Source organism: Afipia sp. P52-10, assembly GCF_000516555.1.
In the GTDB taxonomy this organism is placed as follows: domain Bacteria; phylum Pseudomonadota; class Alphaproteobacteria; order Rhizobiales; family Xanthobacteraceae; genus P52-10.
Genome location: NZ_AZSJ01000003.1, coordinates 1,457,859 through 1,471,008, shown reverse-complemented (window position 1 = coordinate 1,471,008; position 13,150 = coordinate 1,457,859). Strand labels below are relative to the sequence as shown.

At 63.2% G+C, this 13,150-nt stretch carries 13 protein-coding genes and 1 tRNA gene; 5 read left to right on the top strand and 9 right to left on the bottom strand.

Annotation, left to right across the window (positions count from 1 at the left end; all coding sequences use genetic code 11):
- Positions 1–58: 58 nt before the first annotated feature.
- The 5 genes from X566_RS08270 to ptsN all read left to right on the top strand — a co-directional run bounded on the left by X566_RS08270 (position 59) and on the right by ptsN (position 5,220).
- A complete protein-coding gene (locus X566_RS08270; RefSeq protein WP_081740224.1) occupies positions 59–775 on the top strand; it encodes an LptA/OstA family protein in 717 nt (238 codons plus the stop codon).
- Between the two features lie 219 nt (positions 776–994).
- Complete coding sequence (lptB, locus tag X566_RS08265; protein ID WP_034465150.1) at positions 995–2,023, top strand: LPS export ABC transporter ATP-binding protein; 1,029 nt, start codon at positions 995–997, stop codon at positions 2,021–2,023.
- A gap of 107 nt (positions 2,024–2,130) precedes the next feature.
- Positions 2,131–3,735 (top strand): RNA polymerase factor sigma-54, encoded by a 1,605-nt coding sequence (gene rpoN / locus X566_RS08260; RefSeq protein ID WP_034465148.1) that lies wholly within the window; start codon positions 2,131–2,133, stop codon positions 3,733–3,735.
- 138 nt (positions 3,736–3,873) lie between these two features.
- Complete coding sequence (gene hpf / locus X566_RS08255; RefSeq protein ID WP_034465146.1) at positions 3,874–4,464, top strand: ribosome hibernation-promoting factor, HPF/YfiA family; 591 nt, start codon at positions 3,874–3,876, stop codon at positions 4,462–4,464.
- A gap of 294 nt (positions 4,465–4,758) precedes the next feature.
- Complete coding sequence (gene ptsN, locus X566_RS08250; protein WP_034465144.1) at positions 4,759–5,220, top strand: PTS IIA-like nitrogen regulatory protein PtsN; 462 nt, start codon at positions 4,759–4,761, stop codon at positions 5,218–5,220.
- A gap of 25 nt (positions 5,221–5,245) precedes the next feature.
- Here ptsN and X566_RS08245 read toward each other — a convergent pair whose 3' ends face one another.
- The 9 genes from X566_RS08245 to X566_RS08205 form a co-directional block, all read right to left on the bottom strand.
- On the bottom strand, positions 5,246–5,515 hold the full coding sequence (locus X566_RS08245) for a DUF1150 domain-containing protein (protein ID WP_034465143.1): 270 nt from the start codon (positions 5,513–5,515) through the stop codon (positions 5,246–5,248).
- Positions 5,516–5,562: 47 nt separating this feature from the next.
- Positions 5,563–5,988, bottom strand: a complete 426-nt coding sequence (locus X566_RS08240) for an Hsp20 family protein (protein WP_034465140.1) — start codon at positions 5,986–5,988, stop codon at positions 5,563–5,565.
- A gap of 231 nt (positions 5,989–6,219) precedes the next feature.
- Positions 6,220–7,266 carry a sn-glycerol-3-phosphate import ATP-binding protein UgpC gene (locus tag X566_RS08235; protein WP_034465138.1) on the bottom strand — a complete coding sequence of 349 codons (1,047 nt, stop codon included), beginning with the start codon at positions 7,264–7,266 and terminating at the stop codon, positions 6,220–6,222.
- Positions 7,267–7,278: 12 nt separating this feature from the next.
- A complete protein-coding gene (ugpE, locus tag X566_RS08230) occupies positions 7,279–8,127 on the bottom strand; it encodes a sn-glycerol-3-phosphate ABC transporter permease UgpE (RefSeq protein ID WP_034465136.1) in 849 nt (282 codons plus the stop codon).
- Positions 8,127–9,008 (bottom strand): sn-glycerol-3-phosphate ABC transporter permease UgpA, encoded by an 882-nt coding sequence (gene ugpA, locus X566_RS08225; RefSeq protein ID WP_034465134.1) that lies wholly within the window; start codon positions 9,006–9,008, stop codon positions 8,127–8,129. Before ugpA ends, ugpE begins: the two co-directional genes overlap by 1 nt.
- 257 nt (positions 9,009–9,265) lie before the next feature.
- Positions 9,266–10,558 (bottom strand): sn-glycerol-3-phosphate ABC transporter substrate-binding protein UgpB, encoded by a 1,293-nt coding sequence (gene ugpB / locus X566_RS08220; protein WP_051444180.1) that lies wholly within the window; start codon positions 10,556–10,558, stop codon positions 9,266–9,268.
- 359 nt (positions 10,559–10,917) lie between these two features.
- A complete protein-coding gene (locus X566_RS08215; protein ID WP_173402583.1) occupies positions 10,918–12,126 on the bottom strand; it encodes a CaiB/BaiF CoA-transferase family protein in 1,209 nt (402 codons plus the stop codon).
- A gap of 237 nt (positions 12,127–12,363) precedes the next feature.
- Positions 12,364–12,439 (bottom strand) — tRNA-Ala (locus X566_RS08210).
- Positions 12,440–12,509: 70 nt separating this feature from the next.
- Entirely contained in the window at positions 12,510–12,902 is a 393-nt protein-coding gene (locus X566_RS08205) for a TIGR02300 family protein (protein ID WP_034465128.1), read from the bottom strand.
- Between the last annotated feature and the right edge of the window lie 248 nt (positions 12,903–13,150).

Below are 13,150 nucleotides of genomic sequence, written 5' to 3'. Positions count from 1 at the left end.
CATGATTCGCCGCACTGCCTTGGCTTCGTTGCGACTGTCGGCTGCCTGTGCGCTCGGCATGGCCGTGGTGCTGGCAGGACTTGTGCTGATAGGACTTGCGCTGGCAGGACTTGCGCCGGCGCACGCCCAGGGTGGGCAACAGGCCAGCGCATCGAAGAGCAGCACATCGACGAGCAGCATCACCGGGCCGCCGAACGCGGTCCAGGGCTTCTCGCAGAATCGCGACAAGCCGATCCAGATCGACGCGGCGCGGCTCGAAGTGCGCGACAAGAGCAAGATCGCGACCTTCTTCGGCGACGCCAAGGGCGACGTGAAGGTGGTGCAAGGCGACACGACGATGCGCTCGAAGACGCTCGAGGTCTATTACGAGCAGGACAACGCGTCGTCGCCGGGCGGCAAGTCGGCAAAGGCGGCGACCCCCGGTCCCGGCGGCAGCTCGCAGATCAAGAAGCTGATCGCGATCGGCAGCGTCATCGTCACGCAGAAGGATCAGACGGTCACCGGCGCCAAGGGCGAGTTCGACATGAAGACCAACACCATCGTCATGACCGGCACCAAGGGTGGCGAGGGTGTGATCATGACTCAGGGCGACAACGTGCTGCGCGGCGAGCGGCTGGTGGTCGATATGACGACCGGCGTTTCGCGGGTCGAGGGTGGCCGGGTGCAGGGCCTGTTCAAGTCGAACTCGCAGCCCTCGGGCGGCAGCGGTTCCGCGCCCCCCGGCGCCGGAAGAGCCCCTGGACTCAATGGCTTAATGGGGGGCGGGTCGCGCTGAGCGCGGCCGGACGCAACGATTTGCAACTTCGCAACGCGGTTGTGCTAGAGCTTGGCGCGGAGACGGGTCCGGCTTTTCAAGAGATCGCGCTCGAGCAGGGTGGGACGACAGGTCGCTCAAAGGCGGCCTGCGACGGGTGATCGGCGGCACAGCACTGCGGCGACATCGCTGCACGGTGTGCCGGTGAGTGGACAAGCGAACGGACCGTTCAGCGCGAGCATGGCAGGTTTTTTTGACATCTTCCGCCGGGGCAAGGCGCAGCAGAAGCGCAAGGGGTTCGCGCGCGAGCAGATCGACATGGCCTCGCTCGGCGGCGGCATCGGCAACCTGCTGAAAATGCCGTCGCGCGACCAGCCGGTGCCACCCGGCGCACCGGGGCCTGCGCCCCATCCTGGCGCGCCTCATCCCAATCCGCGAGCGGCCACGGCACGGACCCCGGGCGCTCGGCCGCCAGTGCCATCACCGGTGGCGCGGCCGTCGACGGTCAAGCCGTTGCGGCTTCCTTCGCACGGCAATGCATCGCGGCCGGGTTTTCTCGCCGCGCATGGCGTGGAGAAGAGTTTCGGCACGCGCAAGGTCGTGCGCGGCGTCAGCATCTATGTGCGCCGGGGCGAAGCGGTCGGACTGCTGGGACCGAACGGCGCCGGCAAGACCACCGTGTTCTACATGATCACCGGGCTGATCAAGGCGGATGCTGGCCGCATCGAGCTCGACGGTCACGACGTCACCAAGCTGCCGATGTATCAGCGTGCGCGGCTCGGCATCGGCTACCTGCCACAGGAAGCGTCGATCTTTCGCGGCCTCACCGTCGAGCAGAACATTCGGGCGGTGCTCGAAGTGGTCGAGCCTGACAGGAAGAAGCGCGAGTACGAACTCGATTCGCTGCTCGACGAATTCAACGTCACCCGCCTGCGCAAGTCGCCGTCGATCGCGCTGTCGGGCGGCGAGCGGCGGCGCGTCGAAATCGCGCGGGCGCTGGCGACACGGCCGAACTACATGCTGCTCGACGAGCCGTTCGCAGGCATTGACCCGATCGCGGTCGGCGACATTCAGGAGTTGGTGCGCCACCTGACCAACCGCGGCATCGGCGTGCTGATCACCGACCACAACGTGCGCGAGACACTGGGGCTGACCGACCGCGCCTATATCGTCTATGCCGGCGAGGTTCTGACCGAAGGCCATCCGGACGATATCGTCAACGACCAGGACGTCCGCCGTCTTTACCTTGGCGAAGAATTCCGCCTATAGTTTGTGCAGCGCAACAAATCAGGCCTGTACAACGGCCCTGAAAGTGGTAAGCAAGAATCGGACCAAAGACGGTCCAAGCAGAGTTCTTGCCCCGTGGTTCCTGCCCGATGGCGCTGACACAACGTCTTGAGTTTCGGCAGACGCAGTCGCTGGTGATGACGCCGCAGCTGATGCAGGCGATCAAGCTGCTGCAGCTGTCCAATCTCGATCTGGCGGTCTTCGTCGAGGAAGAGCTGGAGCGCAACCCGCTGTTGGAGCGCGCCAACGAGGACGGGGCGCCGGCGGAGCGGGCCGAGGCCGGCGGCAGCGACGAGGGAACTTTCGACGACGGCGGCTCGGATTCGTTTGGCGAGGCCACCGACGGCGGCAGTGATTTCGAGCCCGCGGCCGAACAGTGGATGGAGCGCGATCTCGGCAGCCGCGCCGAGATGGAGCAGACCTTCGACAGCGGCCTCGAGAACGTTTTTCCCGAGGAGCCGTCGGAAGCTGCCGCGCGCGCCGCGCAGGATGCGCCGCCGGCGTCGCATGCGGAGTGGGGCGGCGGCGCGTCTGCAGACGGCGATTACAATCTCGAATCCTTCGTCACCGCTGAAACGACCTTGGGCGATCATCTCGCCGAGCAGCTCGCATTGGCGATCGGCGATCCCGTCAAGCGCCTGATCGGACAGTATCTGATCGATCTGGTGGATGAAGCCGGGTACCTGCCTGCCGATCTGATGCAGGTGGCCGAACAGCTCGGTGCGCCGCTTGCAGACGTGGAGAGCGTGCTCGCTACCGTGCAGACGTTCGATCCGCCGGGCATCTGCGCGCGCAGTCTCAGCGAATGTCTTGCGCTGCAGCTGATTGAGCGCGATCGCTACGATCCTGCGATGCGTGCGCTGGTGGAGAATCTCGATCTCCTTGCGCGGCGCGACCTGACAGCACTCAAGAAAATCTGCGGCATCGATGATGAAGATCTTGCCGAGATGATCGCCGAGATTCGTCAGCTCGATCCGAAGCCGGGACTGAAGTTCGGCTCGACGCGTGTGCAGACCGTGGTGCCGGACGTGTTCGTGCGGCCGGGGCCGGACGGCGGCTGGCTGGTGGAGCTCAACAGCGATACCTTGCCGAAGGTGCTCGTCAATCAGAGCTACTACAGCGAGCTCGCGGGCAATCTCCGCAAGGGCGAGGACAAGAGCTATTTCGCCGATTGCTTACAGAACGCGACATGGCTGGTGCGTGCGCTCGATCAGCGCGCGCGGACGATCCTGAAGGTCGCCACCGAGATCGTGCGCCAGCAGGACGGCTTCTTCCAGCATGGCGTGACGCATCTGCGGCCGCTCAACCTGAAGGTCGTTGCGGACGCCATTCAAATGCACGAGTCGACCGTGTCGCGCGTGACCGCCAACAAATACATGGCGACGACGCGCGGCATCGTCGAGCTGAAGTATTTCTTCACGGCGTCGATCGCCTCAGCCGACGGCGGCGATGCGCACTCGGCCGAAGCCGTGCGGCACCGCATCAGACAGATGATCGATGCGGAGAGTCCGAACGAGATTCTCTCCGACGACGCCATCGTCGAAATGCTGAGAGCGGCAGGTATCGACATTGCCCGCCGAACGGTGGCAAAGTATCGCGAAGCCATGCGTATACCGTCGTCCGTCCAGCGGCGCCGCGACAAAAAGTATATGCAAGGGAACGAAGCAACGGCTCCCACCGTTGCCGCTGTCTAGAGCGTTGCGCCGAAGCGCGCGCGCTCGCAACAAAGATAGTGAGGTCATGATCCCGATGTGACCAGCTCCGAGTGTGACCAGCTCCAAGTGCGGCATTCCCTCCGTCCATTCGACAATCACCAAAGGTTGAGGAGCGACATGACAATCCGGGTGTCGGGCAAAGGCATCAGCGTCGGCGAGGCTTTGCGTGAACGGGTCAGCAGCCGTACCGACGAGGTTCTTGGCAAATACTTCGACGGCAACTTCTCCGGACATGTGACGATCGGCAAGGATAGGTCAGGCTTTCGGACCGATTGTCTTTTCCACCTCGATTCCGGAATGACGCTGGAGGCCGAGGCGACCGCAGCGGACGCCTATGCGAGCGCAGACCTCGCGCTGCTGCAGATCGAGAAGCGGCTGCGGCGCTACAAGAGCCGGCTGAAGGATCGCTCCGCGCGCAAGACGGCGGCGGCCAATGCGGCGCTCGCCACCCTCAATGTGCCGAGCTATGTGATCGAGGCGCCCGCGTTCGGCGAGGATGAGGACATCGATGCCTTCAATCCCGTGATCATCGCCGAAGCGACGACCTCGCTGAAGCGACTGTCGGTCAGCGAAGCGGTGATGGAGCTCGATCTCAGCGGAACGTCGGCGATGGTCTTTCTGCACGGCAACAGCGGCCGGGTGAATCTGATCTACCGGCGGTCGGACGGAAATATCGGCTGGGTCGATCCGCCAACGATATCAGGGTAACGCGATCGCTTGAGCCGGCGCGCGGGTCATGCGACATCGACGCCGGTGACGGAACGAAGCCGTTGGTTCTAGTATATTTTCGGCCGGGAACCGATGCCGGAGGATGGGTGGATGAAGACTGAATCTTCTCAACTGTTGCGCCAGTTTCGGCATTGACGCCATGCGGGCAGGTCCCTATGGTCCGGCGCCTTTGAGGCTTGGGGGCCTCGTCCGGTTCGGGCCTGGTGGCCGCCGGTCCCGCTCCCCATATCGCAACCCAACAGGTTCAACCCTTCATTATTCTCGGAACGCTTCATGACGATTACGGATCTCGTCGCGCCCGAGGCGATCATTCCTGCGTTGAAGGTCAACAGCAAGAAGCAGGCGCTGCAGGAACTTGCCGCGCGTGCGGCAGCATTGACCGGACAGAACGAGCGCACGATCTTCGAGGTGCTGCTGCAGCGGGAAAAGCTCGGGACGACGGCCGTCGGCTATGGTGTCGCCATTCCGCACGGCAAGCTGCCGAAGCTCGATAGGATGTTTGGATTGTTTGCGCGGCTGGAGCGTCCGATTGATTTCGACGCAATGGATGGTCAGCAGGTCGATCTAATGCTGTTGCTGCTCGCGCCGGAAGGTGCGGGTGCGGACCACCTGAAAGCGCTGGCGCGGGGTGCGCGATTGCTGCGCGACCAGGACATTGCCAACAAGCTGCGGGCATCGCGCGACGCCGAGTCGCTGTACGCTGTCCTGGCGCTTCCGCCCGCAACGGCGGCGTGAGGCCACCGCGCGGGCGGGTAAACCGTCAGTGAACGCTTACCGTCTGGAGCTCGTTGCTCCACGCGTTCGCAATCGCCGCCTCGAGGCTATCCGTCAGCATGATCGGCGTGCCGTTCGCAGCGTGCAGCGCGAACAGTTTCTGGCCCGGCGACAGTTCGGGGGCGGTCGGAAACAGTCCGGGAACGTCCTCCGAACGGATTTGCTTCACATAGGCGATATGGCCTTCGCCCAAATGAGCCAGCGCTTCCTTGGTGATGGCAGGCGCGGTATTCAGAACAGTGGTGTCTTCGGTCATGGTCCTCGACTCCTACAGTCACAAGCGGTCGAGTCCGCTAGGTTGCATTATTCGTGTTCATTGATGGCTATCGTCTTAACGACCCGTTCAGGCTCCGGCCTGGCGAGATCGATGGACAACAAGCCGTTTCGCAAATCCGCTCCTAATACCTCCATCCCCTCCGCCAGCACGAACGTCCGCTGGAAGTGGCGTGCGGCGATGCCGCGATGGATGTATTGACGGGTCTTGTCGTCCTGCTGCCGGCCGCGAATGACGAGCTGATTTTCCTCAGTCGTCACGTCAAGCTGATCGCGGGTGAATCCGGCGACCGCCAGCGTGATCCGCAGGCGTTCCGGCTGCCCGTTGGTACGGGCAAGACGCTCGATATTGTATGGCGGATAGCCATCGGCGCCTTTGACGACGCGATCGAGCACGCGCTCGATTTCGTCGAAGCCCAGCAGGAAGGGGCTGGATAGCGAAGGAACACGAGTCATCCCAAAGTCCTCTCGAAGCGACTTTGACGGGGCCCGGTATGGCACCCCTGTCTTCCGGCGAGTCAGTCGCCGGACGACGAGAATCATATGGGGAGAGGGAAAGCGCTTTCAAGCACCTTTTGGTGACAAGGAACCTGCTGGGGAGACTGGTGAAATTTGCCGTTTCGGAAGCGCGATCCGATGGCCGATTCGAGGCCGGCTCCGCCAAGATAGCGTGATTCCAGCCCGCCCTCAGAGATCGATCCGCCGGCGGCCATCCGCGGTGAAGACATGCAGCTTCGCGCGCCCTGCGGTGGCGGTCACCGTCGCCCCGAGCGGCGGCGCCGTCTCGCCGGGAACCCGCACCAGGATCTCGCCGGCGTCCACATGCTGTCCATAAATGAAGGTTTCGGCGCCGATCCGTTCGACCGCCTCCACCGTGAGGTCAAGGGCAAGGCCGCCTGCGGCCGGGCCGCCGTCGAAGGACAGGTCCTCCGGACGTACGCCGACGATGCCTGCCTCCGCGGGCAGTGATGTCGCGGCGGCGATGCCTGGCGCGCGGGCGAGCGGGATCAGGTTCATCGGCGGTGCGCCGATGAAGGAGGCGACGAAGGTGGTCTCCGGCCGCCGATAGATTTCGATCGGCTTGCCCGCCTGCTCGATCAGACCGCCGTTCATCACCACCAGGATGTCGGCCAGCGTCATCGCTTCGAGCTGATCATGGGTGACGTAGATCGCGGTGGTGTTGAGCCGCCGTTGCAGTTTGCGAATCTCGACGCGCATGGCGATGCGCAGCTTGGCATCGAGATTCGACAGCGGCTCGTCGAACAGGAACACCTTCGGCTGGCGGACGATGGCGCGACCCATCGCCACCCGCTGGCGCTGGCCGCCGGAGAGTTGCCGCGGCTTGCGATCGAGGAACGGGCCGATCTCGAGAATCTGTGCGGCGGCGTTGACCCGCGTCCTGATCTCGGCTTCGGCCATGCCGCGGTTGCGGAGCCCGTACGCCATGTTGTTGTAGACAGTCATGTGCGGGTAGAGCGCGTAATTCTGGAACACCATGGCGATGTCGCGCTTGGCCGGCTCGATCGCATTGACGATGGTGCCGCCGATATCGATCGTGCCGGCAGTGGTTGTCTCGAGCCCCGCGATCATCCGCAGCAGTGTCGATTTTCCGCAGCCCGACGGGCCGACCAGCACGCAGAACTGGCCATCGCCCACATGCAGGGTGATGCCTTTGATCGCATCGACCGGACCCGCATAGGTCTTCCGGACATCTGTCAGCGTGACATGCGCCATTCCGTTTGCGTCCTACTTTTCCGTTTCCACCAGGCCGCGCACGAACAGCCGCTGCATGATAACGACCACCGCCACCGGCGGCAGCATCGCCAGCACGGCCGTCGCCATCGCGAGCTGCCATTCGGCGAGCGCGTCGGTCGTGGTCAGCATCTTCTTGATGCCGGTGACGATGGTTTGCATCGAGTCCTGGGTCGTGATCAGCAGAGGCCAGAGATACTGATTCCAGCCGTAGATGAACTGGATCACGAATAATGCCGCGATCGTCGTCGTCGACAGCGGCAGCAGCGTATCCTTGAAGAAGCGGAACGGACCCGCGCCGTCGATCCGCGAGGCTTCCAGCAGTTCGTCCGGCACGGTCATGAAGAACTGCCGGAACAGCAGCGTGCCGGTGGCGGAGGCGATCAGCGGCAGGATCAGGCCGGTGTAGGTGTCGAGCAGGTGCAGGTCGGCGACCACCTTGTAGGTCGGATAGATGCGTACCTCGACCGGCAGCATCAGCGTGACGAAGATGATCCAGAACGCGGTCTTGCGGAAGGGAAAGCGGAAATAGACGACCGCGTAAGCAGACAGGATCGAGATCACGATTTTGCCGAGCGCGATGCCCATCGCCGAGACGAATGAATTGAACAGCATCGAGGCGACGGGCTCGCGGATCTGGCGCGCCGCGCCCTGCACGACGATGCGATAATAATTCTCGCTGAGATGTCCGCCGGGCAGCAGCGGCATGTTGCCATTGGCGACCGTGGCCGCGTCGTGGCTCGAGGCGATGAAGGCGAGATAGACCGGGAAGGCGACGATCAGCACGCCGATCGTCAGGATCAGGTAGGCGATGAAGTCGCTGAAGGGGCGGCGCTCGACCATCAGTACTGTACCTTGCGCTCGATGTAGCGGAACTGGATCGCGGTCAGCGCGATGACGATGACCATCAGGATCACCGATTGCGCTGCCGAGCCGCCGAGATCGCCGCCGAGCCGCCCGTCCGCATAGACCTTATAGACCAGGGTGGTGGTCGCGCCCGCCGGGCCGCCCCCGGTCACCGCATCGATGATGCCGAAGGTATCGAAGAACACGTAGACGACATTGACCACCAGCAGGAAGAAGGTGGTCGGCGACAGCAACGGGAATATGATGGTCCAGAAGCGGCGCATCGGGCCTGCACCGTCGATCGCGCTCGCTTCGATCACGCTCTTCGGGATCGATTGCAGGCCAGCGAGGAAGAACAGGAAATTGTAGGAAATCTGCTTCCACACCGCGGCCATCACCACCAGCGCCAGCGCGTGGTTGCCGTTCAGCATCGGATTCCAGTCGAAGCCCATCAGCCGCAGCGGCCGTGCCAGCGTGCCGAGCGAGGGATGGAACATGAAGATCCACAGCACGCCGGCGATCGCGGGCGCCACCGCATAGGGCCAGATCAGCAAGGTCTTGTAGGCGGGTGCCGCCTTCAGGTTCTTGTCCGCCTGGGTCGCGAACAACAGCGCGATGCTGAGCGAAAGCGCCGCCACCAGCGACGAGAAGACGACGGTCGTCACCATCGCCTTGTAGTATTCGGGCTGCGCAAACAGCGCCGCATAATTCTCGAAGCCGACGAATTCCGACGAGAGGCCGAACGCATCCTCGCGCAGGAACGACTGCCACATCGCCTGGCTCGCGGGCCAATAGAAGAAGATGAAGGTGATGGCGAGTTGCGGCGCCAGCAGCAGATAGGGCAGCAGCCTGCCATTGAAGGTGACGCTCTTGTCCATTCAGGCGTCTTGGTTCATGGCCGTGCTTTTGGCGAAAGCGAATGCGTTTGCCGCTGCGGTTCTCGTCTCCCCGCTCGCGGAGAGGAGCTGGCAGCGAAGGATCGATATCCGCGAAGGCCGCGTGGGCGGCGGTCGAACTCCCGTCCGTGCCTCACTCGAACACGTCGCTGGCGTGTTGGCTCCGACCTCTCCCGGCGTGTGGGGAGAGGTCGCGTCGCGTGTCGTGACGCTGAATGATCGAATGGTGCGGAGCAAGCTTACCTCGCGACGGTCCGTTCGAACTGGCGCAGGATCTGATTGCCGCGGGCCACTGCCGCGTCCAGCGCATCCTTCGCCGTCTTGGTGCCGTTCAGCGCGGCTTCGATTTCTTCCGCCCAGACGTCGCGCATCTGCACCATGTTGCCGAAGCGCAGGCCGCGCGAATTCTCGGTCGGCTCCTTGTTGGTGAGCTCCTTCAGCGGCGTCTCCAGGATCGGGTTCTTCTCGTAGAAGCCGTCCGCCTTGGTCTTGGCATAGGCCGCCTTGGTGATCGGCAGGTAGCCGGATTCCTGATGCAGCTTGGCCTGGCGGTTGGTGTCGGACAGGAAGGCGAAGAACTTGGCGACGCCTTTGTATTCCTCCGGCTTCTTGCCGCCCATCACCCACAGCGAGGCGCCGCCGATGATCGAATTCTGCGGTGCGCCGGTGACGTCGGGATAGTAGGGCATCGGCGCCGAGACGAAATCGAATTTCGCCGAGTTCCTGGCGGTGGCGTAGAAGCCCGAGGAGGTCAGGAAGATCGGACACTCGCCGGAGGAGAAGCGGCCTTCGCTGGCGCTGTTGCGGCCGGAATAGTCGTAGGTCTTGTCCTTCTGCAGCTCCACCAGCGTCTGCAGGTGCTTCACATGCAGCGGCGAGTTGAACTTCAGTTCGGTGTCGAAGCCGTCGAGGCCGTTCGCCTTGGTGCCGATCGGCACGTTATGCCAGGCGGAGAACTGCTCGATATGCGCCCAGGTCGCCCAGGCATTGGAGAAGCCGCAGGTGGTATAGCCGGCCGCCTTGAGCTTCTTCGCCGCGTCGAACACCTCGGGCCAGGTCTTCGGAATCTCGGCGATGTTGGCTTTCTTCAGCGCGTCCTTGTTCACCCACATCACCATTGACGACGAGTTGAACGGGAACGACAGCATCTCGCCCTTGGCGGTGGAATAGTAGCCGGTGACTGCCGGCAGGTAGGCTTGCGGATCAAACGGCTCGTTCGCATCCTTCATGAGCTGGTACACCGGCTTGATGGCGCCCTTGGCGCTCATCATCGTCGCCGTGCCGACCTCGAACACCTGAATGATATGCGGTGCGTTGCCGGCGCGGAAGGCTGCGATGCCGGCATTCATCGTGTCGGGATACTGGCCCTTGTAGGTGGGGACGACCTTGTAGTCGCTCTGCGATGTGTTGAACTCGTCGGCGAGGCGGTTGACGATATCGTTGTTGCCGCCGGTCATCGCGTGCCACCACTGGATTTCCACCTGGGCGGATGCGGGTGTCGTCAGGGCTGCAGCGAAGGCGAAGGCCGCCATCAGGCGGATCGGTCGTATCATGAACACCTCCCGGCTCGTCATCGGTTGACCAGGGCGCGGCTTATACGCGCGCGATGACGGTTTGATATCGGCAATGGTAAAGCGCCGATGCCGGGAGTGGGAAGCCCCCAAGAGGCCGACACGAGGCAGACATTGGGCTGATACAGCCCCCGCCATGCTGGACCGGCTCAGCGAGGCCGGGCGAAGCATCCTGTCGGGGACGCTGCGGAGCATCCCCGACGGGTTTGGACGGCGGGTCGCGAAGACGAGCCTTCGGAAAGATGAGAGCCGTGGGAATCGTCTTGGACGATCGGCTTGCACGATCGCCTTGCACGATCGCCTTGGGAGGCCGTGCCGGTTTAGGTGTTCGGACCAGGCTTGGCGGCACTGACCACGCCGGATGCGAGCAACTCGTCGATGTCCGCTGGCTTGAAGCCGGCTTCGGTCAGGATCTCGCTGGCGTGTTGGCTGAAGCCTGGCGGGGCGTGGCGCAGGCTGGCCTTGGTCCGCTCGAAACGGATCGGCGAGGCGACACCCTTGTACCAATCCTTCTGCAGCACGAGGCCGCGATGTTTCGCCTGCGCGCCATCGAGCGCCTTGTCGATCGACTGGATCGGTCCGGCCGGCAGGCCCGCCGCCAGCAAGCGATCGCACAGCGGCTCGCGGTCGAAGTGCTTGAACACGTCTTCGAGTTCGGCCCGCAAGGTGGCGCGGTTTTGAATCCGGGCGCCATTGGTGGCGAAGCGCGGGTCGGTGCCGAGTTCGGGCTTGCCGACCTCCTGGCACAGCTTGCGGAAGGTGCCGTCATTGCCGATGCCGATGAAGATCAGGCCGTCGCGCGTCTGCAGCGATTCGTACGGTGCAAGGCTCGGATGCGGGTTGCCCTGCGGCACCGGTGTCTTGCCGGTGAAGAAGTAGTTGGAAGCATGCGGATGCATCACCGCAAGGCCGGTCTCGTACAACGTCGTTTCCAGGAACTGGCCTTTGCCCGACCGCTGACGCTCGTTCAGCGCCATCAGGATGCCGACCGCGGCATAGAGGCCGGTGGTCAGATCCACCACCGGAATGCCGATCCGGGTCGGGCCGCCTTCCGGCGAACCGTTGGCGGCGATCATGCCGGCCATCGCCTGGACGATGGCATCGTAGCCGGGATTGCCGCCGCGCGGACCATCGGCGCCGAAGCCGGAGATGCGGCAGTGGATCAGCCGCGGGAATGTCTCGCGCAGGAAGGCATTGCCGATGCCCCACTTGTCGAGCGTGCCGGGCTTGAAGTTCTCGATCAGAACGTCGGCGTCCTTCAGGAGCGTCATCAGCACCTCGCGGCCCTTCGGCTTGGTCAGGTCGAGGCCGATCGAGCGCTTGTTGCGGTTGGCGCCGTTGAAGTAGGCCGAGCCTGCATCAGGCGTGACGGGTGCCCATTCGCGGGTTTCGTCGCCTGCGGGCGGTTCGAGCTTGATGATCTCCGCGCCGTGGTCGCCGAGGATTTGCGTGCAGTACGGGCCGCCGAGAACGCGCGTGAGATCGATCACGCGCAGACCGGCCAAGGCGCCAAGGGCTGATTGCGTCATCATGAAGCCTGTCGATGTCTGAGTGGGAGTGGATCAAGCGCGACTGGGAAAGGCGGCTGCCGATCTCTGCCGTCGAATGCTTGGGTGTCGCAAGCCGGGCGATCGCGGCCCGGCTCGTTGGAAGCGGAATGATATGGAGTGGCGCTATCGGAACGAAAGCTGACGAAACGAAAGCTGACAGTTATGCCGGGCTGGTGTCTGGCAAGCTTATGTCTGGCAAGCTGGTGTCTGGCGGGCTGGTGGAGCCAAGGGGAGTCGAACCCCTGACCTCGTGAATGCCATTCACGCGCTCTCCCAACTGAGCTATGGCCCCGTCCAGATGCCGCCGCTCGCGCGGCGCGCCTCTCAAGAACACACTTCGTCGGAGTTCTCAAGAGCCGTTATCAATTCTCTTCATCATCGGACACGTCGCCGATGATGTCGGTCACATCGTCCTCGCCCTCTTCTTCCTCGGCGATGAAGGTCGAATCATCGTCCTCGTCGTCAAGGGTGTCATCCACCTCGATATCGTCTTCGCTCTCCGGCACTTCTTTCATCTTGCCGGTGTTCTCCGCATCGGCCTCTTCCAGCGAGACGGTCTCGAGCTCGGCGGCCTCGGGCGCGGTGTCCTCAGCCGAGGCATTCGCGGCAGCGCCGCGGCCGCGCGCGGCCGCCGGAGCGAGGATCGGCACGACTTCCCCGGTATAGGGCGAGATGACCGGGTTCTTATTCAGGTCGTAAAACTTCTTGCCCGTCGTTGGACAAATACGTTTGGTTCCGAGTTCGGACTTGGCCACGTGCAGAATCCTGGGAATTTCTGAAAAAGCGGTGTCTCACTTGGCTAGTTGAAGGGCCGCTGTCAATAGCGCGTTTGCATGGCCTGACATCTGTTGGTGACTTCGCCCATGCGTGGATGCTAGTGGCTCGATTCCAACATTTGCATCCCAGCGCGGCAAAGCTGTCTGCAAATGCTGGAATCCGAAGAACCGTTAGTAGATATAATGGTTTAGTGGGGCTTTGGATTTGTCATTCGCATGGTGCGCTT

What these genes read in the sequence shown, in the direction of transcription:
- X566_RS08270 (WP_081740224.1), top strand. Translation starts at nt 59, where the DNA reads ATGGCCGTGGTGCTGGCAGGACTTGTGCTGATAGGACTTGCGCTGGCA.
- lptB (WP_034465150.1), top strand. Translation starts at nt 995, where the DNA reads ATGGCAGGTTTTTTTGACATCTTCCGCCGGGGCAAGGCGCAGCAGAAG.
- rpoN (WP_034465148.1), top strand. Translation starts at nt 2,131, where the DNA reads ATGGCGCTGACACAACGTCTTGAGTTTCGGCAGACGCAGTCGCTGGTG.
- hpf (WP_034465146.1), top strand. Translation starts at nt 3,874, where the DNA reads ATGACAATCCGGGTGTCGGGCAAAGGCATCAGCGTCGGCGAGGCTTTG.
- ptsN (WP_034465144.1), top strand. Translation starts at nt 4,759, where the DNA reads ATGACGATTACGGATCTCGTCGCGCCCGAGGCGATCATTCCTGCGTTG.
- X566_RS08245 (WP_034465143.1), bottom strand. Translation starts at nt 5,515, where the DNA reads ATGACCGAAGACACCACTGTTCTGAATACCGCGCCTGCCATCACCAAG.
- X566_RS08240 (WP_034465140.1), bottom strand. Translation starts at nt 5,988, where the DNA reads ATGACTCGTGTTCCTTCGCTATCCAGCCCCTTCCTGCTGGGCTTCGAC.
- X566_RS08235 (WP_034465138.1), bottom strand. Translation starts at nt 7,266, where the DNA reads ATGGCGCATGTCACGCTGACAGATGTCCGGAAGACCTATGCGGGTCCG.
- ugpE (WP_034465136.1), bottom strand. Translation starts at nt 8,127, where the DNA reads ATGGTCGAGCGCCGCCCCTTCAGCGACTTCATCGCCTACCTGATCCTG.
- ugpA (WP_034465134.1), bottom strand. Translation starts at nt 9,008, where the DNA reads ATGGACAAGAGCGTCACCTTCAATGGCAGGCTGCTGCCCTATCTGCTG.
- ugpB (WP_051444180.1), bottom strand. Translation starts at nt 10,558, where the DNA reads ATGGCGGCCTTCGCCTTCGCTGCAGCCCTGACGACACCCGCATCCGCC.
- X566_RS08215 (WP_173402583.1), bottom strand. Translation starts at nt 12,126, where the DNA reads ATGACGCAATCAGCCCTTGGCGCCTTGGCCGGTCTGCGCGTGATCGAT.